General features: G+C 33.6%; 18 protein-coding genes. 11 read left to right on the top strand and 7 right to left on the bottom strand.

Annotated elements, in window-relative coordinates:
- Positions 1-15: 15 nt before the first annotated feature.
- Positions 16-2118 (bottom strand): TonB-dependent receptor, encoded by a 2103-nt coding sequence (locus tag ACFO3N_RS14720; protein ID WP_379798849.1) that lies wholly within the window; start codon positions 2116-2118, stop codon positions 16-18.
- 253 nt (positions 2119-2371) lie between these two features.
- Positions 2372-3646, bottom strand: a complete 1275-nt coding sequence (locus ACFO3N_RS14715; RefSeq protein WP_379798847.1) for a PQQ-dependent sugar dehydrogenase — start codon at positions 3644-3646, stop codon at positions 2372-2374.
- A 185-nt stretch (positions 3647-3831) separates the two neighbouring features.
- On the opposite strand from ACFO3N_RS14715, the gene hpt reads away from it, so the two are divergent.
- From hpt to obgE, 4 genes are all read left to right on the top strand, one after another.
- Complete coding sequence (hpt, locus tag ACFO3N_RS14710) at positions 3832-4362, top strand: hypoxanthine phosphoribosyltransferase (RefSeq protein WP_244165420.1); 531 nt, start codon at positions 3832-3834, stop codon at positions 4360-4362.
- A gap of 66 nt (positions 4363-4428) precedes the next feature.
- Positions 4429-5001 (top strand): adenylate kinase, encoded by a 573-nt coding sequence (locus ACFO3N_RS14705; protein WP_379798844.1) that lies wholly within the window; start codon positions 4429-4431, stop codon positions 4999-5001.
- Between the two features lie 201 nt (positions 5002-5202).
- Entirely contained in the window at positions 5203-6477 is a 1275-nt protein-coding gene (locus ACFO3N_RS14700; protein ID WP_320492985.1) for a hemolysin family protein, read from the top strand.
- A gap of 102 nt (positions 6478-6579) precedes the next feature.
- Positions 6580-7581, top strand: coding sequence for a GTPase ObgE (gene obgE, locus ACFO3N_RS14695; protein WP_248728288.1), 1002 nt, complete (start codon positions 6580-6582; stop codon positions 7579-7581).
- A 107-nt stretch (positions 7582-7688) separates the two neighbouring features.
- Here obgE and ACFO3N_RS14690 read toward each other — a convergent pair whose 3' ends face one another.
- The gene (locus tag ACFO3N_RS14690; protein WP_379798841.1) at positions 7689-8219 is read right to left on the bottom strand and encodes an outer membrane beta-barrel protein; all 531 of its coding nucleotides are present in this window, start codon (positions 8217-8219) and stop codon (positions 7689-7691) included.
- A 314-nt stretch (positions 8220-8533) separates the two neighbouring features.
- Here ACFO3N_RS14690 and ACFO3N_RS14685 point away from each other — a divergent pair, with 314 nt between their 5' ends.
- The 5 genes from ACFO3N_RS14685 (at position 8534) to ACFO3N_RS14665 (ending at position 14501) form a co-directional block, all read left to right on the top strand.
- Positions 8534-10678: a S46 family peptidase gene (locus ACFO3N_RS14685; protein WP_379798839.1), complete on the top strand. Its 2145-nt coding sequence runs from the start codon at positions 8534-8536 to the stop codon at positions 10676-10678.
- A 200-nt stretch (positions 10679-10878) separates the two neighbouring features.
- On the top strand, positions 10879-12234 hold the full coding sequence (locus ACFO3N_RS14680) for a UDP-N-acetylmuramate--L-alanine ligase (RefSeq protein ID WP_379798837.1): 1356 nt from the start codon (positions 10879-10881) through the stop codon (positions 12232-12234).
- A 135-nt stretch (positions 12235-12369) separates the two neighbouring features.
- Positions 12370-13059, top strand: a complete 690-nt coding sequence (radC, locus tag ACFO3N_RS14675; RefSeq protein ID WP_379798835.1) for a RadC family protein — start codon at positions 12370-12372, stop codon at positions 13057-13059.
- A 3-nt stretch (positions 13060-13062) separates the two neighbouring features.
- Positions 13063-13749, top strand: a complete 687-nt coding sequence (locus ACFO3N_RS14670) for a YjjG family noncanonical pyrimidine nucleotidase (RefSeq protein ID WP_379798833.1) — start codon at positions 13063-13065, stop codon at positions 13747-13749.
- Positions 13750-13751: 2 nt separating this feature from the next.
- The gene (locus ACFO3N_RS14665; RefSeq protein WP_379798930.1) at positions 13752-14501 is read left to right on the top strand and encodes a hypothetical protein; all 750 of its coding nucleotides are present in this window, start codon (positions 13752-13754) and stop codon (positions 14499-14501) included.
- Between the two features lie 14 nt (positions 14502-14515).
- Here the strand turns inward: ACFO3N_RS14665 and ACFO3N_RS14660 are convergent, their stop codons facing one another.
- Positions 14516-15793 (bottom strand): replication-associated recombination protein A, encoded by a 1278-nt coding sequence (locus ACFO3N_RS14660; protein WP_379798831.1) that lies wholly within the window; start codon positions 15791-15793, stop codon positions 14516-14518.
- 173 nt (positions 15794-15966) lie between these two features.
- On the opposite strand from ACFO3N_RS14660, the gene ACFO3N_RS14655 reads away from it, so the two are divergent.
- Positions 15967-16731, top strand: coding sequence for a rhomboid family intramembrane serine protease (locus tag ACFO3N_RS14655; protein ID WP_379798829.1), 765 nt, complete (start codon positions 15967-15969; stop codon positions 16729-16731).
- Between the two features lie 57 nt (positions 16732-16788).
- Positions 16789-17292, top strand: coding sequence for a hypothetical protein (locus ACFO3N_RS14650; protein WP_379798827.1), 504 nt, complete (start codon positions 16789-16791; stop codon positions 17290-17292).
- Here the strand turns inward: ACFO3N_RS14650 and ACFO3N_RS14645 are convergent, their stop codons facing one another.
- The 3 genes from ACFO3N_RS14645 to ACFO3N_RS14635 all read right to left on the bottom strand — a co-directional run bounded on the left by ACFO3N_RS14645 (position 17293) and on the right by ACFO3N_RS14635 (position 20410).
- Positions 17293-18096: a DUF2490 domain-containing protein gene (locus ACFO3N_RS14645; RefSeq protein ID WP_379798825.1), complete on the bottom strand. Its 804-nt coding sequence runs from the start codon at positions 18094-18096 to the stop codon at positions 17293-17295.
- 53 nt (positions 18097-18149) lie between these two features.
- Positions 18150-18884: a 23S rRNA (guanosine(2251)-2'-O)-methyltransferase RlmB gene (rlmB, locus tag ACFO3N_RS14640; RefSeq protein WP_095931505.1), complete on the bottom strand. Its 735-nt coding sequence runs from the start codon at positions 18882-18884 to the stop codon at positions 18150-18152.
- Between the two features lie 83 nt (positions 18885-18967).
- Entirely contained in the window at positions 18968-20410 is a 1443-nt protein-coding gene (locus tag ACFO3N_RS14635; protein ID WP_379798823.1) for a SusD/RagB family nutrient-binding outer membrane lipoprotein, read from the bottom strand.
- Between the last annotated feature and the right edge of the window lies 1 nt (position 20411).

Below are 20411 nucleotides of genomic sequence, written 5' to 3'. Positions count from 1 at the left end.
GTATTTAATACAACGCTAAAATAAGTAATTTAATGAGATAATTCCGTAATAATTTATGGGTAATCCAGGATAATAAAATCTTGGTTGCGCATTTCCAACTCCTGTTGCATTGGTTAAAATCATAGAAGCATATTTTTCATTTGTTACATTATTGATTCCAGCGTCTAAACGTGCTTTTAAACCCGATAGAATTTCGAATTGATAACCCGTTTTTAAATTCAAAAGAGAATAAGAATCTGAAAAATTGGCATTTGAATCATTCATTGGGATCTTATCTGTGAACTGAAAATCGGCTGAAACATAAAACCCTGAATTGATGTTTAGAATAAAACCAGCACTTGCTGTATTGGCGGGAACTCCAGTTAATTTGTTTCCAGAATAATCATTTCCGTTGTCCACAAACTCTTTAAATTCATAATTTCCAATTGAAGTTCCAATATATGAGTTCAAAGAAAAAGTTTGATTGATTGGCCAATTGTGGTTTAATGAGATTTCAATTCCTTCATGAAAAGTTTTTCCCGCATTTACGCCTTCGTATTGATCGTCGCCAATTCTTTTGGCAACCAATAAATCTTTAATTTCCATTCGGTAAATGGCAATTTGTGTATACAGTTTTTTATTGAAGAAATGTAGTTTTCCCCCCAACTCAAAATTATAACCTGTTTCGGGTTTAATATTCTGATTGATATTTCCTGTTGAGGTTAAAGTTTCTTCGGTTGCGGGAAGAGAAAATCCTCGGCTTACAGAAAAGTAAAAAGTCTGAATTTCATTCGGCTTAAATAAAAAAGAAAGTTGTGGCGAAAAAATCCCATCATAACTATATTTCTCTTTCGGATCATTCGCGGAAGCGGGAAAATCATTCTGAAGTTCAAATTTGGTTTTGTTGTAATTTAATCCTGCCTGAATTTCAAATCGATCAGAAAGTAAAGTTCTAATTTGCGAAAAAATATTATAAAAATGTCTTTTTTGATCAGTTGCTGTAAGTTGATCGCCCTGTAAACTTCCGTTTCCGTTATTTTGTTGATAAAGATTTTCAAAAGTATTACCGCTGTAATTATCTCTGAAATATTCCAATCCTGTAATAAATTGATTTTTGATTTTTCCAATATTGAAATCTCCAGAAAATTGTGTTCTTACGCCTGAGGCAAAAGTATATTGACGTAAAATATCAAAAGGTCGCGGTTCGTTGCTATCTTTATAATTGATAAAAACTGAAGTAGAATTGTTGAGGTGATCGTTTATTTTGAAATCATACGCCAATCCGCCCAAAGTCGATTTGTATTCTTTAAAACCCTGTGAAGCAACCCAAGTTGGTGCGCCTGCCTGCGGATTATTTTCGAAAGTAGTTTTATTGATGGAACTTGGAATATAAGCTTTCAAATAAGTATAATTAGAGAAGTATGTCAGTTTACTGTTTTTCTTTCGGAATAATTCTCCCGAAAGTGTAGTTCCTTCCCGATTGTAAGCGCTATTTTGGCGCCAGCCATCGGTTTTTAAATTATGATAACTGAGACTTAAAGAAGAACTTTTTTCATTCAAATCAAAACTGAGTCTGTTTTTGAGCAAGCCAAAAGAACCAAAAACAGAACTTATTTCAGTTTGATAATTGCCTTTTTTTAATGTGTGAGGCGAAATGAGAATCGCTCCGCCCAAACCTGCTCCATAAATACTCGAAAGCGGACCTTTTATGACTTCAAGTTGATTGATGTTTTGAAGATCGATATCGTCAATTACCGTTTCGCTGTTTCCAGATGTCAACGGAATACTTCCGTAAAAAGCTCTGATTTTATTGGTTCCGTATGGAGTTCTCGCGCCAATTCCGCGAATAGAAATTCGGGTTGTCGTGATATTTGACGATTGCATAAAAACACCGGGAATTGCATTAATGACATTGCTAATGTCTGTAGTGTTATTTTGAAGTAATTCTTTTTCGGATAAAATGCCTATCGACGCTGGACTATTCTGTAAATCACGATTGATATGAAGCGGACTTATTAAAACTTCATTCAGTTTTTGAGTTTTGACAGAATCAATATTTTGGACTTCTTTTTCTTGTGCAATTAGATTTTGTAAAATCGAAAAAACAATAATTAGAAAATAGTATTTTTTTAAAAACATATATTTTATGTAGCAATTCTAGGAATTTGGAATTTTATCTGAACAGATTACTATTGAGATTTATTTTTAACACATAGAAACATAGCATTGATTGAGGCAAAAAAGGCGTTTTACTTATCAAAAGCCACATAGCAAAACTATGCGTGAAAACGAGTTTTCTTAATAACATCTTTTAAACAAAAATCTACGTCTCTATGTGTTTAAAATCTCTTTATAGTTGGAATTTGGGATTTTTAGTTTGGAATTTAATTTTTTATTTCTTCGCCGTAACCTTCCAAATAGTATTACTACTGTCGTCATTTACCAAAAGAGATCCATCATTCATCACTGTTACAGCAACTGGACGTCCGTAAACTTCTGCTTTGTTTTCATCAGAAATAAATCCGGTTAAAAAATCTTCTGGTTTTCCTGACGGTTTTCCATCTTTAAAAGGAACAAACAACACTTTGTAACCCGAAATTTTAGAACGGTTCCAAGAACCATGCTGACCTACAAAAGCACCATTTTTATATTTTGCAGGAAAAGCATCTTTAGTATAAAAAGCCAATCCCAACGAAGCGGTATGCGAACCAACGGGAACATCTGGAACAATTGCTTTTTCGACTAAATCTTTTCTTTCGCCTTTCATTCTCGGATCAGGAATACTTCCAAAATAAGAATACGGCCATCCGTAGAAACCGTCTCTTTTTACACTTGTAATATAATCGGGAACTAGGTCATCGCCCAATTCGTCGCGTTCATTTACTGCGGTCCAAAGTTCTTTATTTACGGGATTCCAGTCCATTCCAACAGGATTTCTTAGACCCGAAGCGAAGATTTTTTCTCCCGTTCCGTCTGGATTAATTTCTAAAATTGCTGCGCGACGCACTTCTTTGTCCATTCCGTTTTCGCCAACATTACTTCCAGAACCTACAGAAACGTAAATTTTGTTTCCGTCTGGACTTGCCAATAAATTTCTTGTCCAGTGATTGTTGTAGCCACCCGCAGGAAGTTCAAGAATTTTTTCGCCTTTGGTTTCTAACTTAAGCGGATTGTTTTTATAAGGATAACGGTGTAATCCGTCGGTATTGGCAATGTAGAAAAAGTCTTTTAAGACTAGCATTCCGAAGGGTTTGTTTAGTCCAGAAATAAAAACTTCTCTAGTTTCAAATTTTCCGTCCTTATCTTTATCTCGTAAAACTGTAATCTGATTTTTGCTATTGCGAGTTCCGCTTTCTACCACAAAAATATCTTGGTTTGGCGCAATGTAAGTCCAACGCGGATTCTCAAATCCGTCAGCAAATTTAGTTACGGTAAAACCTTCCGGAGCTTTTGGGGTTTTGCCAGTGGGCCAGCCAATCACTTTACTATTGTTGCTTTTTGATTCGGTTGCATAGGGTGGAGGAAGGGTAATATCTCCAATGGCAGTTTTTACAACATTGTTTGGCTGCTTCGCCAAAGCTTCTTTTTCTTCTTTTTTTACTTGCCCATTGCAGGCAGTCATTAAGGCTAATAATGGAATTGAAAATAAGGTTAAGGATTTTTTCATTGGTTTTTGGAGTTAAATAATTATAGTACAACAATTTACTTAAAATTCGGGTAGTCTCAAAAAATAATTTGTAAACATTAACTGATATTTAACATTCTTAAAAAATATCGCGATACACTCCATTTTGATAGAAGCAGTTAAGTTCTAATTCTTTATCTTTGTCCATTATTTTAAAATGAAAAATAATGATACAACTTCACGATAAACAATTTGTTCCGTTTATTTCGGCTAAAGAAATTGATTTTGCTTTAACTAAAATAGTGGCTCAGGTCGAAGATGATTTTGGAGATGATACGCCAATTTTTATTGGAGTTTTGAATGGCGCTTTTATGGTAGTGTCAGATTTTTTGAAAAAATATAAAAAACCGTGCGAGGTTTCGTTTATCAAAATGGCATCGTATGAAGGAACTGAAACAACAAATTCGGTTAAAGAACTAATTGGAATTAATCAAGATTTATCTGGAAGAACAGTAATTATTATTGAAGATATTATTGATACTGGAAACACAATTGAAGAATTAAAGCATTTGTTTAAAGCGCAGAATGTAAAGCATTTTAAAATTGCAACATTGTTTTTTAAACCAGAAGCTTATAAAAAAGATATAAAAATAGATTATATCGGAATTAGAATTCCGAACAAATTTATTGTAGGTTACGGTTTAGACTACGATGGTTTAGGAAGAAACCTAACTGAAGTTTACAAATTAGCAGAATAACAAAACACAACTATCTATTCATTTAAAGACTTCTGAAAGACAGAAGTAACAACACTCATTTCAATTATGATTAACATCGTTTTATTTGGAAAGCCTGGTGCAGGAAAAGGAACTCAGGCAGAATTTTTAAAAGAAAAATACAATTTAACACACCTTTCAACTGGAGATATTTTTCGTTTTAATTTAAAAAATGATACTGAACTAGGAAAAAAAGCAAGAGTTTTTATGGACAATGGAGAATTGGTTCCTTGCGAAGTAACAACTGCAATGTTAATTGATGAGGTTAAAAAACATCCAGATACTGCAGGATTTTTGTTTGACGGTTATCCAAGAACAATCAATCAAGCAGAAGCTTTAGATGAATTTTTACCAACAATTGGATCAAGCGTAACAGCGACAATCGCTTTAGAAGCTGATGACGAAATTTTGGTAAAACGTTTACTTGAAAGAGGAAAAACAAGCGGAAGGGCTGATGATCAAGACGAAGAAAAAATTCGTGTAAGATATCAAGAATATAATGAGAAAACAGCTCCGCTTATTGGATATTACAAAGAACAAAATAAGTTTCATGCCGTAGATGGTATCGGAACTGTAGAACAAATTACAGAGCGCTTAACGTCAGTTATAGATAATTTGTAGAAAGCTTTTTTAAGCTGTACGTTACTCCCGATAATTATCGGGCTCAAAAAAACTATTTTTCTAACTCTAAAACGGGCTTTTCAAATGTTTTTGACAATCAAAGTTTTTGGGTTAGAAAAATTAGTTTTTTAATTGACAGCCTTAATAAATTGAATACAAATTACATTTAACGAGACCATTTTATAACGAATCCCCTATCAATTGGAAATACTAATTATATTTTTTCTAATTCTATTAAACGGAGTTTTCTCCATGTCTGAAATTGCTTTGATTTCGGCCCGTAAAAACAGGCTGGAAACTGCTGCGAAAAAAGGCAACAAAAGCGCTAAAACGGCACTCGATTTAGCCAATTCCCCAAATAAGTTTTTATCTACTGTACAAATCGGAATTACCTTAATCGGAATTTTGACGGGTATTTATTCTGGTGACAAAATCACTGCCGATGTAGAACTTTTTGTAGCAGGTTTTGCAGCTCTTAAACCTTATGCACATTCAATTGCAGTTGGAATTGTAGTGGTAGTTTTAACTTTTTTCTCATTGGTTTTGGGAGAATTACTTCCAAAACGAATCGGATTAAATTATCCAGAAGCTATTGCTAAAATGGTTGCAATGCCAATGAAAGTGATTTCGATTATTACAGCACCATTTATTTGGCTTTTAACTTCATCAACAGATTTTTTACTGAATGTTTTTCAGATAAAACCAACTGCTGACGGAAAAGTTACCGAAGAAGAAATTAAAGCCATTATTAAAGAAGGTACAGAAGTAGGAGAGGTTCAGGAAATAGAACAAGATATTGTGGAACGTGTTTTCCATATCGGAGATAGAAAAGTAAGTTCGTTAATGACGCACAGAAAATCTGTTGATATGCTTCCATTAAAAGCAGACAGAGAAAAAATCAAAGAATTGGTAGTTCAAGATCTGCATGCTGTTTATCCAGTTTATAATGATAATTACGATGATATTGTTGGAGTTGTAACACTTAAAAATATTTTTGCTAACATCGAAAATGATAATTTTGATTTGTCAGCAATAGTTTCTGATGCACCTTATTTAATGGAGCAGACAACTGCCTATAAAGCTTTAGAAAACTTTAAGAAAACAGGAGTTCATTACGCTTTAGTTTCAGATGAATATGGGGTTTTTCAAGGTTTAATTACTTTGAATGATATTCTGGAAGCTTTAGTTGGAGATGCATCTGAGTTTTATAAAGATGAATTCCAGCTTATAGAAAGAGAAGACGGTTCTTGGCTGGTTGATGGACATTATTCGTTACACGATTTCTTAACTTATTTCGAGTTAGACGAACTAACAAATGATTACGAAGTAAACACTGTAAGCGGAATGATCATGACCGAGCTTTCTCATATACCAAAAGAAGGTGAAAAACTAGTTTGGCAGAAATTCGTCCTAGAAGTAATCGATATGGACGGTGTTAAGATTGATAAAGTGCTTGTGAGAGCATTGAAAGAGTAGAGAGAAAATTTGTTTCAGGTTTCATGTTTCAAATTTCAGATTATGCATTACGCAACTTGAAACATGAAACATGAAACTTGAAACTTTACATAAACAAAGAAAATGACAGAAGGAAATTTTGTAGACTACGTTAAGATATATGTTTCTTCCGGAAAAGGAGGAAAAGGATCTACGCATTTACATAGAGAGAAATTTATTGAAAAAGGAGGTCCCGACGGAGGAGATGGAGGCCGTGGAGGACATGTGTATTTAGTTGGAAATAAAGGACTCTGGACATTATTTCATTTAAAGTTTGCACGTCACATTAAAGCTGGTCACGGTGGAGATGGAGGTGGCGATCGTAGTACAGGTGCAGATGGAGAAGATAAAATCATTGAAGTGCCATTAGGAACTGTTGTAAAAGACAAAGAAACGGGAGAGACACTTTTTGAAATTACGGAACACGGAGAAAAACAGATTCTTGCAAGAGGAGGAAAGGGAGGTTTAGGGAACTGGCATTTTAGAAGTTCTACAAACCAAACACCTCGTTATGCACAGCCAGGTTTGCTTGGAATAGAAATGGATGTTATTCTAGAACTTAAAGTTTTGGCTGATGTTGGTTTAGTTGGTTTCCCAAATGCTGGAAAATCTACATTATTGTCTGTTTTAACTTCAGCCAAACCAAAAATTGCCGATTATCCGTTTACGACTTTAAAACCAAATTTAGGAATCGTAGCCTACAGAGATTTTCAATCTTTCGTAATTGCCGATATTCCTGGAATTATTGAAGGTGCTGCCGAAGGAAAAGGGCTAGGTCATTATTTCTTGCGTCATATTGAGCGTAACTCAACGTTATTATTTTTAATTCCAGTTGATACCGCTGATATCAAGGCAGAATATGATATTTTGGTGAATGAATTGACAAAATACAATCCCGAAATGTTAGATAAAGAACGTCTTGTTGTTATTTCAAAATGCGATATGTTGGACGACGAATTGAAAGCAGAGCTGAAAGCAGAATTAGACGTTTCGTTCAACGGAGTTCCTTATATGTTTATTTCTTCTGTTGCCCAGCAAGGTTTAACAGATTTGAAAGACAGACTTTGGAAAATGCTTAACGAATAAAAGTATTTTACTAAAAATATAAAACCCGACAATACTATTTATTGTCGGGTTTTTACTTTTTGCACGAAAAAACAAAAAGTTTTAAGATGGCTAAATCTTACTTTTAACTACAATCCGAAGTTTTTAGAGATTCCGATGTTTAAAGTCTTTCCAAAGTTAAAACCAAAACGTTCTTGTCTTGGATCATTTTTTCCATCAAGATTATCGTAATTGATTCCTCCAATAGAGAAATTTAAACCAAATCCTCTTTTCATATTAATGAATAAAGCTGGAGTAAGACTTGCATACATTCCTTTTGCATCATTAACATTGGTAGATTGGTATCCAGCACCTAAATCACCAAAGACAGAAAATACATCTGAAAGCGGTACAGTATAACGTACAAAGCCTCCAATTTTATATTTTTCAGTTGTGTCAGTTCCTTTTGTTTTTACGTTTACAATAGAACCTTCAACTCCTGCTGTCCATTGGTCAGCAAACTGATATCCAACTTTTGGAGAAAATTCAAAATTTTCAAGTTTTGATTCTCCAATTTTCTCTGAGGAGAATCCAACATTTCCGCCTAATAGGATAGAGTTTTTTTGTGCACTTGCCATAGTTGTAAATAATATTACAACTGCTACTAATAATTTTTTCATTTTAATTTAATTTTTGTTTGGGTGGCAAATGTAGTAGAAAACAATTTGTAAGAAAAAAATTAATTTATATTTTTGATTTTGAAAGTTTATTATTATAAATAATGATCTTAATTAAAGTTTAAAATCATTTTATCTAATCTTTTTATTATTTTTTGTGAAATAACTTTTAAAATTTAAAGGTTATTCTTGTTTTGCTAAAATTGTGAATTTCGCAAAATCACCTTTTTGTTTTGTTTGTTATGTTTAGTTTATGATTGTTTAGCTTATTTTTTTTGCGAAAATGAGTTATATTCGCATCACTTAAACAAAATAACATGAAAAAAGTAATTTTATTCTTGACCATGTGCCTTATGGCTTTCCCAATGAGAGCCGATGAAGGAATGTGGTTTTTGATGTTTATCGAAAGATTGAACCATAGAGATATGGAAAAAATGGGCTTGCAATTGACAGCCGAAGAAATTTACAGTATCAACAATCATAGCTTAAAAGATGCGATTGTACAATTCAATGGAGGCTGTACAGCTGAAATCGTTTCAAACAGCGGATTGGTATTGACTAATCACCACTGTGGATATAGCGCGATTGCAGAACTTTCAACTGCAGAACAAAATCATTTGAAAAATGGTTTTTGGGCAAAAAATCGTTCAGAAGAACTAAAGCCTAAATCTTTATACGTTCGTTTTTTTGTTCGTATGGATGATGTTTCAAAAAGAATCTTGTCTAAAGTAAATGATACTATGACAGAAACGGAAAGAAACAAAATTATTCAGCAAGAAATCGCTTTAATTGAAAAAGAAAACAGCGAAAACGGAAAATACACTGTTTCTGTTCGTCCTTTCTTTCAAGGAAATGAATATTACTATTTTGTTTACCAAGATTACACAGACGTACGTTTAGTTGGAACTCCTCCTGAAAGTGTTGGTAAATTTGGTGGAGATACTGACAACTGGGAGTGGCCTCGTCAAACTGGAGATTTCTCTATGTTTAGAGTTTATGCAGATAAAGATGGAAATCCTGCAGCATATTCTAAAGACAATGTGCCATTGCAACCTAAACACCATTTGCCTGTAAGTTTAAAAGGAGTAAAAGAAAATGATTTTGCAATGATCTTAGGTTATCCAGGAAGAACAAACCGTTGGATGCCAGCTGGAGGAATTGAGCAAAACATTAAATATGCTTATCCTGCTTGGGTTGAAGGTGCAAAAACCGGAATGGATGTAATGAAAAAGTATATGGATAAAGATGCAACTGTTCGTTTACAGTATGCTTCTAAATATGCTTCTACAGCAAACTACTGGAAAAACCGTCAAGGTATGATTGATGCTTTAACAAAAGCTGGAACTGTAGATACAAAAGCAGAGCAAGAAGATAAATTCTACGAGTGGGCAAGTAAACCTGCAAACAAAGAGAAATACGAAAATGTAATTCCGACTATTAACGATTATTACAGAGAAACAAACTTAAAAGCACGTCACGATAATTATTTGATGCAACTTTTACGTACTTCTAGTTATGCAACTGGACCTGCTAATTTAGGAAATGCATTAATTGCTTACTATAAAGAAAATGATGCTAAGAAAGCAGAAATGCTTCCTAAAATCAATGCAATGGTTGAAAGTATCTATGGTGAGTTTAACGCTCCGTTAGAAAAAGATATTTTAGCTGCTCAATTGAATTTATACGCTTCAAAAGGTGCTGAATATGGAATTGCTTCAGAAATTGCAAAAATGAAAACAGCTAATAATGGTGACTTTACTGCAGATGTAGCAAAAGCAACAGAGATTAGTTACTTTACAAATAAAGAAAAAGTATTAGCATTTTTAGCTGATCCAAAACCATTAGCAATTGTACACGATCCGTTGTATATTATTTCTAATGATTTATTGACAAAATACCGTTCTAAAACAGATGATCAAGCAAAAGCAGATGATGGTTTTGCAACTGCTTACCGTAAATTGGTTGAAGGTTTAAGAGAATCTAAATTGAACGCAATTAAATATCCAGATGCAAACTCTACGTTGAGGTTAACTTACGGAAAAGTTCGTGCTTTACCTGCAGATCCTCGTAACGATGCAAAAATCAATAACTATACTACAATGGAAAGTATGGTTAAAAAATACAAAGCAGGAGATCAGGAATTTGACTTGCCAGCTCGTTTATTAGAATTGAACAAGAAAAAAGATTTCGGACAGTATGCTGATAAAGCGGGATACATGCCAGTAAACTTCTTAACTGATAATGATATCACTGGAGGAAATTCTGGTTCACCAGTTCTTAACGGAAAAGGAGAATTAATCGGAATTGCTTTTGACGGAAACATCGAAGCAATGGCTGGAGACGTAATTTTTGATCCTAAATTACAAAGAACTATCAACGTTGATATTCGTTACGTACTTTGGATTATTGACAAATACGCAGGTGCTAAAAACATTATTGACGAATTGACGATTGCTAAATAATCTTTAGTTCTGATTATAAATATCAAACCCGACAAGTTTTAAAAGCTTGTCGGGTTTTTTGTTGTCTTTTAATTAATTTATCTCTAAAACCAAATGATGGAATCTATAATTCCTTATTTTTGAAGAATAATTATGGAGTTTAATAAGTTATTTGCCATTTCGATTAACCGATTAAACAGTTTAACGATTAAACATTTTAAATGAAAACACATTTTATCGCCATTGGCGGAAGCGCAATGCACAATTTGGCATTAGCATTACATAATAAAGGATACCAAGTTACAGGAAGTGACGATGCTATTTTTGAACCTTCAAAATCAAGATTAGAGAAAAAAGGAATTCTTCCTGCAGAAATGGGCTGGTTTCCAGAAAAAATTACTTCAGATATTGATGCTATTATTTTAGGAATGCACGCAAAAGCGGATAATCCTGAATTATTAAAAGCGCAAGAATTAGGATTAAAAATCTACTCTTATCCTGAATTTTTATACGAGCAATCTAAAAATAAAACGCGTGTTGTAATTGGTGGTTCTCATGGTAAAACAACAATTACTTCTATGATTCTTCATGTAATGCATTATCATAATATTGCGGTCGATTATATGGTAGGAGCGCAGTTGGAAGGTTTCGATACGATGGTTCATTTAACAGAAGAAAATGACTTTATGGTTTTGGAAGGAGATGAATATTTGTCTTCTCCAATTGATAGACGTCCAAAATTTCATTTGTATCAACCAAACATTGCTTTGATTTCTGGAATTGCTTGGGATCATATTAATGTTTTTCCAACTTATGAAAACTACGTTGAACAGTTTGAGATTTTCATCCAAAAAATTACAAATGGTGGAATTTTGGTTTATAACGAAAATGATCCTGAAGTAAAACGTGTTTCTGAAGCGGCTACAAATCCGATTAGAAAAATCGCGTATTCAACTCCAGAATATGCTGTGAGTGATGGAGTGACTTTATTAAAAACTCCAGAAGGCGATATGCCAATAGAAGTTTTTGGAGCACACAATTTAAATAATCTTGCCGGAGCAAAATGGATTTGCCAAAATATGGGTGTTGATGAAGCAGATTTTTACGAAGCAATTGCAAGTTTTAAAGGCGCATCTAAGCGTTTAGAAAAAATTGCCGAAGGAAAAGGAAAAGTAGCTTACAAAGATTTTGCTCATTCGCCAAGTAAAGTAGCAGCAACAACAAAAGCAGTAAAAGAGCAGTATCCAAATAGAACTTTGGTTGCATGTTTAGAATTACATACGTATAGTAGTCTAAATGCCGAGTTTTTAAAAGAATATGAAGGTGCTTTAGAATATGCCGATGTTGCGGTTGTTTTTTATTCGCCAGATGCGGTAAAAATTAAACAACTGGAAGAAGTAACTTATGAGCAAATTGCTACTGCATTCAATAGAAAAGATTTAATTATTTATACCAATCCTGCTGAGTTTAAAGAATACCTATTCAACTTAAATTTAGATAATTCTGCACTTTTATTAATGAGTTCAGGAAATTACGGAGGTTTGAATTTTGATGAAGTAAAAGGATTGATTAATTAGGAAATCTGATTATTAGTCAATTAGATAATTTGCCGACTGTTTATACAGTCGGCTTTTTTTTATTTTTAGAAATCGATTTAATTTTTTGAAAGATTTTTCTTCTTTTTAATATCTTCGCCTTTCAAAATTAATATTATGGAAGGTGGGCATTTTGCTATAAAAAATTGGTCAGATGATGACAAGCCTCGCGAAAAATTAATGCTTAAAGGAAAAGATGTTTTAAGTGATGCTGAATTATTGGCTATACTAATTGGTTCTGGAAGCCGTAATGAATCTGCGGTTGCTTTAAGTAAGCGTATTTTATTGGCAACCAAAAATTTAACTGCCTTAGGAAAAATGACAATTTCTCAGTTGATGCAATTTAAAGGCATAGGTGAAGCAAAAGCTGTTTCCATTGTATCGGCTTTAGAATTGGGTAGGAGACAAAGGATAGAAGATGTTTTAAAATTAAAAAAAATAACTTCTAGCAAAGCTGTTTTTGATATTATGCAACCCATTATCGGAGAACTTCCGCATGAAGAATTTTGGGTACTTTTTCTTAATAATTCAAATAAAGTAATTTCTAAATCGCAATTAAGTAAAGGAGGTATTGCTGGTACGGTTGTAGATATACGATTGGTTTTTAAATTAGCACTAGAAAATGGCGCTACAGCCTTGATTTTGTGTCATAATCATCCTTCAGGTGGTCTGGATCCGAGTAATGCCGACAAACAAATTACCAAGAAAATTAAAACTGCTGGAGAAATATTAGATGTTAAAGTTTTAGACCATGTGATTATTACTGAATCAAAATATTATAGTTTTGTAGATGAAGGAATTTTTTAATACATGAACACCAATATTACCGACATTTTTTTTGATTTAGATCATACGCTTTGGGATTTTGATAAAAATTCAGAAATGGCTTTTGATCGAATTTTCAAAACGAAGTACCAAGAAATCGTTACTCAAGATTTTATTAAAGAATATATTCCAATCAATCAAGAATGTTGGAGATTGTATCAGAATGATAAAATTACACATCAGGAGCTGCGTTATAATCGTTTGAAGTTTTCATTTGATGCTTTGAATTATGTAATTTCAGAAGAGAATATTTTGGAAATTGCTAATGACTATATTGAGTTTCTTACCGACAACAATTATCTTTTTGATGGAGCAATTGAAGTTTTGGAATATTTAAAGCCTAAGTACAAACTTCATATTATAACAAACGGATTTGCTCATGTTCAGGAGAAGAAAATCAATAATGCTTCACTTGGGGGATATTTCAGTACCATTACAAATTCGGAATTAGCTGGAGTTAAAAAGCCAAATAGTATTATATTTGACTACGCATTAAAATTAGCCAATACATCTAAAGAAAGCAGTATCATGATCGGAGATGATTTTGAGGCTGATGTAAATGGTGCTTTAAATGCTGGTATAGATGCTATTTTCTTTAATGAAAAGCGAGTAGACGTTTCGGAAAATTATAAACAAATTAACCATTTATTAGAACTAAAAAAATATTTATAATGATGAGAATTAAAATTTTACTTACTGCAATTTTATGTTCAGTTGTTGGATTTGCACAGTCTATTAATGATTACAAAGCTGTAATTATTCCTCTGAAATATGAGTTTATGAAGACGGATAATCAATATCGTTTGGCAACTTTAAGTAAACAAAATTTGACTAAAGCTGGTTTAGAAGCTTTTTATTCAAATGAACAACTTCCTGAGGGATATACAGACCGTTGCCAGGTTTTATATATGGATGTAATAAGAGATAATGCTTTCTTGGTAACTAAACTTATTATACAATTCAAGGATTGTTTTGGACAAGTAGTTTTTACTTCGGAAGCAGGAAAAAGCAGGGAGAAAGAATATGAAGTGGCTTATAAAGAAGCGTTAGACAATGCCTTTAAGTCAGTTTATGCTTTGCATTATAAATATAGTGGAAATCCAGTTGCGAATTCAAAAACATCTGCTCCTGTAAAAGCTGCTGTGGCAACAACTGTGGTTGCAACTCCAATTGCTACCGCATCTTCGCCAGATTTGAAAGATCCAAATTTATTATATGCGCAACCAACAGAATCTGGTTACCAATTGATTGATAAAACACCAAAGGTAGTTATGAAGCTTCTTAAAACTTCTCAACCAAATGTTTATATCGCTATAAAAGATAATGTTCAAGGTTCTTTAATCTTAAAAGAAGATGGACAATGGTACTTTGAATCTTATCAGAATGATAAATTAGTTTCAGAAAAAATTGTAGTTAAATTCTAAATACAAAATACGACTCAATAACCGTATTTATCTTTCCAACGGTTCTTTAAAAATTCGCGTGTACTGTTCTCTCTAGAATTGTTTCCAGGATTATAAAGAACCGTTTCTTTTATAGCATCTGGAAGGAATTCTTGTTCGGCAAAATTATTGGCATAATCGTGCGAATACTTGTATTCATCTCCATATCCTAATTCTTTCATTAACTTGGTAGGAGCATTTCGCAAATGAATTGGAACAGGTAAATCGCCAGTTTGTTTTACCAGCTGTTGCGCATTGCCAATTGCCATATACGAAGCATTGCTTTTTGGTGAAGTGGCCAAATAAATTGCACATTGACTTAGAATGATACGGCTTTCTGGATATCCAATTGTTGTAACAGCCTGAAAAGTATTATTGGCCATTATAAGAGCAGTTGGGTTAGCATTGCCAATATCTTCACTTGCCAAAATAAGCATTCTTCTGGCAATAAATTTTACCTCCTCTCCGCCTTCGATCATTCTTGCCAACCAATAAACGGCTCCGTTAGGGTCGCTACCGCGAATAGATTTAATAAATGCAGAAACAATGTCGTAGTGCTGTTCGCCAGTTTTGTCATAAAGAACGGTATTTTGCTGTACCAGTTCAAAAACACGATCGTTGGTAATGGTAATTTCATCACCAGCCGAAGCATTAACTACAAGTTCAAATACATTTAAGAGTTTTCTTCCGTCACCGCCTGAAATACGCAATAAAGCTTCTGTTTCTTTTAGATTTATTTTTTTTGTCAGCAAATAGGAATCGGTTCTCATTGCACGCTGTAAAAGAGCTTCTAAATCGGCTTTTGTAAATGCATTTAGGATGTAAACCTGGCAACGTGACAATAATGCAGGAATCACTTCAAAACTTGGATTTTCGGTTGTCGCACCAACCAGCGTTATCCAGCCTTTTTCTACAGCAGCCAAAAGCGAATCTTGCTGTGATTTGCTAAATCGATGAATCTCATCGATAAATAGAATAGGGTTTTTAGCAGTAAAAAGTCCGCCACTTTGTTTGGCTTTTTCTATAACATCGCGAATATCTTTTACGCCAGAATTTATGGCACTTAAAATATAGAAAGGTCTTTTGGATTCCTGAGCAATAATTTGAGCCAATGTTGTTTTTCCTGTACCAGGAGGTCCCCAGAAAATTAATGAAGGAATGATTCCTTTTGAAATTTGCTGTGTTAATGAACCAGTTGGTCCAACCAAATGGTGTTGGCTTATATAGTCTTCTAATTTCTGCGGACGAATACGCTCTGCTAAAGGTGCTTCCATATTACAAAATTACTATTTTAAGATTTAAATTTCATTCATTCAAAAGTTAAAACAGATCGCAGAGAGAATGATTGTTCTGATTTGAGACAATTTTGTATTTTGATATGACAAAATATCAGTAAAATATTTTTGGATAGTTTTTTGAGTCCTGTTAATTGTTATTTTCTAAAAATATGAACGATACTAATTTTAGGTTTTCAAATTCGGTAATTGGACTTCCGATGTTTTTTGTCCTTTTTTTATGGATAGTATATTGGCTTCAGATCCGTTTTGATTTTGATTTTTATCGATACGGAATTTATCCGCGAGACTTAATTGGTTTACGTGGTGTTTTGTTCAGTCCATTTATTCATGAAAATTTAGATCATTTGTACAACAATAGTATTCCGCTTGTAATATTATTGGCGGCGATGCAGTTTTTTTATCCAAAACAGACATTAGGTGTTATAGGCTACGGGATTCTTTTTTCGGGATTAATCACTTGGGTTGTCGGAAGAGAAAATTTTCATATTGGTGCTAGCGGATTAATTTATGTTTTAGTTAGTTTTATTTTCTTCAAGGGTATTCAAACTAAATATTATAGATTGGTGGCATTATCTTTAACTGTGATTTTACTTTATGGCGGAATGATATGGTATGTTTTCCCAGATGTGGATCAATCTATTTCTTGGGAAGGGCATTTGGCCGGACTTATAACTGGTTTTGTTTTGAGTTTGTTTTATAAAGCGCCCGAATATGCAAAGCCAATTGTTTACGATTGGCAGCGTTCAGATTTTGATCCGAACAATGATCCTTTTATGAAGCATTTTGATGAAAATGGAAATTTCGTTACTTTTTCCCATGAGGAAGAAGAGGATCAGATAGAGTATTTTTCGTCTAGTCATCCAGTAAATTATATTGTAGTTAAAAAAGCAGATCAAGAAGAAACCGATGAATAATTTTCTTTGAAATAAAAAAAGTAAATTTGTTACTGTAACAATTTAATTTCGAGTATTATGAAAATGAAGTTTCTACTTTTGTTTTTTAGTTTTGTTTGTACTGGGAAAGGAATTGCTCAATGTGAAATAAAAAATAGGGTACAGGCAGATGGCAGTATGATTTACTATTTTGAGCCTGCAGTATTTTATACTACAAAATCAAAATCGTTGAAAATTAATATTGTTACAGATAAAGAAAATTATTTTGTTGCACTTCAGCCGACACCATTTCCTGAAAAGAAAGTTGGAAAAAAAATCAAAGACGATTTAATAATTCATCTTGCAGATAACAAAACCTATAAGCTAGCACATTACGATACACAATATCGACGTAACGATTCTATAATGCAAGTTCTCTATTTGATAGACAATAAAGATCTTGATGCGTTTTCTAATTATGAAGCTATTAGTGCTGAAATCAATATGGAAGGAACTGAATTTGTGCGAAGCTACAACTTTAAGCTTCATAAAGATGCTATCATCGAACAGCTTAAATGTTTTTTAAAGAAAGAAGAAAACTAATTATTCTTCATTCTTCATTTCAGGATGTTTTTTGGCTTCAATTTTCTTTTTAAGGTTCCTAATAAGATTATTGAATGTTAGAGTAAGCGAGGCTGCGTTGGTTGTTTGATTCCCGCTGTTTCGGGGAAGATATTCATTGCAATAGGTTAGTTCAATCTGAATATCATCTGAAAATAAATAACCGGCTCCAATATTTAAACGATTCCGATCAAAGAAACTTTCGCCAGTAACTTTTGCTCCAGATTTAAAATAAAGTTCATCTGACGCAATTGCGTATACAACACCGCTTCTTAATATTTTACTATTTATAGGTTGTATATATTTAATTTGCTGCCGATATCTAAAAACATTTTCATAATCATCATCTTCATTTCTCATGTGGCGAAATTCAGTACGCATTCTTGTACTTAAAGTGTATCCCGTTTTATGAAAATAATAAATGCCTTGAAGTGCAAAACGTGTCTCGGGAGATTCAAACTGGCCTATTTCGGGTACATCTCTATTATTAAAATAGGCTATAAAAACAGAGAATTTCCATCTTGGAGAAAAGTAGTAATGCCCCCATCCTCTTATAGATCTCTGTATAGTGTTTTCGAATAAGTTGGATGAAGATTCGGTACTGCTGTAAGCTGCGGCGAAATCTATTTCTGTTGCCCATTTTTTGCTTAAAGTCTGATTAAACTGAATCTCATTCCAAAATTGATTGTATGTAGTATTTTGTCCGTAGCTGTTTGTAATTAGTAAAATTACAAACAGGCAGCGGAATATTGTAACTTTTGATTTTGAATTAGATTTTGAAAGCATTAATTAAAGGTATTTAATTATTTCATTCGCATTCTTAATCTCTCAATGTGTTTTTAGGTTCTTTGGCGAACAGCTTCGTATAGAAAAGCGCCACAGGCAACAGATACGTTTAGTGATCCAATTGTGCCGAACATGGGCAATTTGGCTTTTTCGTCAACTATTTTTAAAACAGAAGGGTTTATTCCTCGATCTTCAGATCCCATAATGATAGCCAGTGGTTCTGTTAGTGATATATCGTATATGTTTTGATCTGTTTTTTCAGTTGCAGCAACTGTTTTTACCCCAGAACCTTGCAAGTAAAAGATAGCATCTTTTATATGTTCAACTTTGCAAATAGGCACATTGAATACCGCTCCAGCAGAAGTCTTAACTGTATCCCCATTAACAGGAGCCGAACCTGCTTTTTGTATAATGATTCCGTTTACACCAGTACATTCAGCTGTTCTAATAATAGCGCCAAAATTTCTAGCGTCTGATACCTGATCTAATATTAGAAAAAGAGGTTTTTGACCTGACTCAATCGTAGATTCAACTAAATGTTCTAAATCAATAAAACCAATAGGAGAGATGGTTGCTACTGCACCTTGGTGATTATTTGGAGTAAGGCGGTTTAGTTTTTCTACAGGTACATAAGAGAAGTTAACGTTTGCACGTTTCATTACTTTCATTAAATCCTTCATAAGCTCACCAGAGATGTCTTTCTGTATGAAAACTTTGTCTACTTCTTTTCCTGCTTGAATTGCCTCTATGATGGCTCTAATGCCAAATATTTGATGTTCTTTTTCCATTGGACAAATATAGGTAATATGTTTCTATAAAAAAACCGCCCTGAATTAACAGAGCGGTTTGATATAATTGTTTTTAGAATAAATTAGAATTTATCCCAGAAAACGTGAACTTTAAGTTTGTTTCCTCCAATTGCAGTAGAAGCAGCAGCCCAATTTGCATTGTTTACTGTTTGCTCGTTGATTGGATAAGTGTAACGTTTTGGAATTTCTCCTTCAGCAGCAGCAACAGCGTTAGCAGGTGCAACTAATGCAGGGAAATCTAATCTTCTGTAAGAGTTCCAAGACTCGAATGGTCTGTTGAAGAAAGCGATCCAAGCTTGTTGACCGATTTTTTCTTTGTAAGTTGTTCCTGGAGCAGTAGCATAAGCTACTTCTGGTTTAGCTAAGTAAGCAGCAGCTTCACTAGCAATTCCCCAGTTTTCGAAAGAAGCAGTGATAGCTCTGTTATAGTAGTACTCAGCAGTATTTCCAACAGCATATCCTCTTGCAGCAGCTTCCGCTAAGTAGAAGTTAGCTTCAGTAGCTTCAGCTAATAAACCTGGGAAATTAGCAGCTGTTAATTTATCTCCAATTGAAGAGAAATTTGGGTAAGCATTAGTTGGACCGTTAAGACCTCCTTTGTAAGAACCGTCAGGCATTGCGTTGAAGTAAATAGCTCTTCTTGGATCCTCTAAATCATTCATTGCATTAACAATAGTTTCAGAAGCAACGAAGTCATTACGGTTACTAGCTACTAAGTTAGCAAAGATAGGGTTGTACATTGGAGCAGCTCCTGGATAGTTGAAAGATGCATTTTGAGTATTGTTTAAGATAACTCCAGCATTATAAGCGCTTTCAACTGTACTTTTAGAAAGTGCAGCATCAGCATCAGCTAAATTCAAACCAATTTTTAATTTTAAAGTGTTAGCAAAAACTTTCCATTTTGCTACGTCACCTCCGTAAATAAAGTCAGCAGAACCAAAAGAATCAGCACTAGAGTCTAAGCTTGCAATAGCCGCATCTAATCTTGTGATTAATTTAGGGTAAATAACTGCATCATCTTCGTATTTAGGTAAAATTACTTCTTCTACTTTTAATGCATCAGTATATGGAACATCTCCGTAAGTATCCACTAAAACTTGGAAAGTATAAACTTGAAGAATCTCAATTAAAGCAATTTTATTTTTTTTAACGGTAGCATCACCATCTTCAGTTAAAAGTACTTGTTTTGAAGTTTCTAAATTGCTTAATGTACTTCTGTATAATGCATTCCAGTGTCCGTCTCCGATTCTTCTTGTAGTAATGTTGAACCTTGCTTCAGTGTTGTACTGAGTTGCAGCCCAATATTGAGATGCATATCTTAGCACACTTAGGTTAACACTTGGAGTAACTAGTTGATCTGTCAGCTCTTTTTCAGCGTTTGTAAAAAGCGTCTCAGAAGGTACGCCGTAAGATTTGTCCTGGTCATTATTGTATGTAGGATCATCACTTACACAGCTTGTCATAAATAAAGACAATGCTGTTATTGAGAGGATTAATTTTTTCATC

The organism is Flavobacterium chungangensis, assembly GCF_042654045.1.
Lineage (GTDB): Bacteria > Bacteroidota > Bacteroidia > Flavobacteriales > Flavobacteriaceae > Flavobacterium > Flavobacterium chungangensis.
This window is presented reverse-complemented; position numbering and strand designations above follow the sequence as displayed.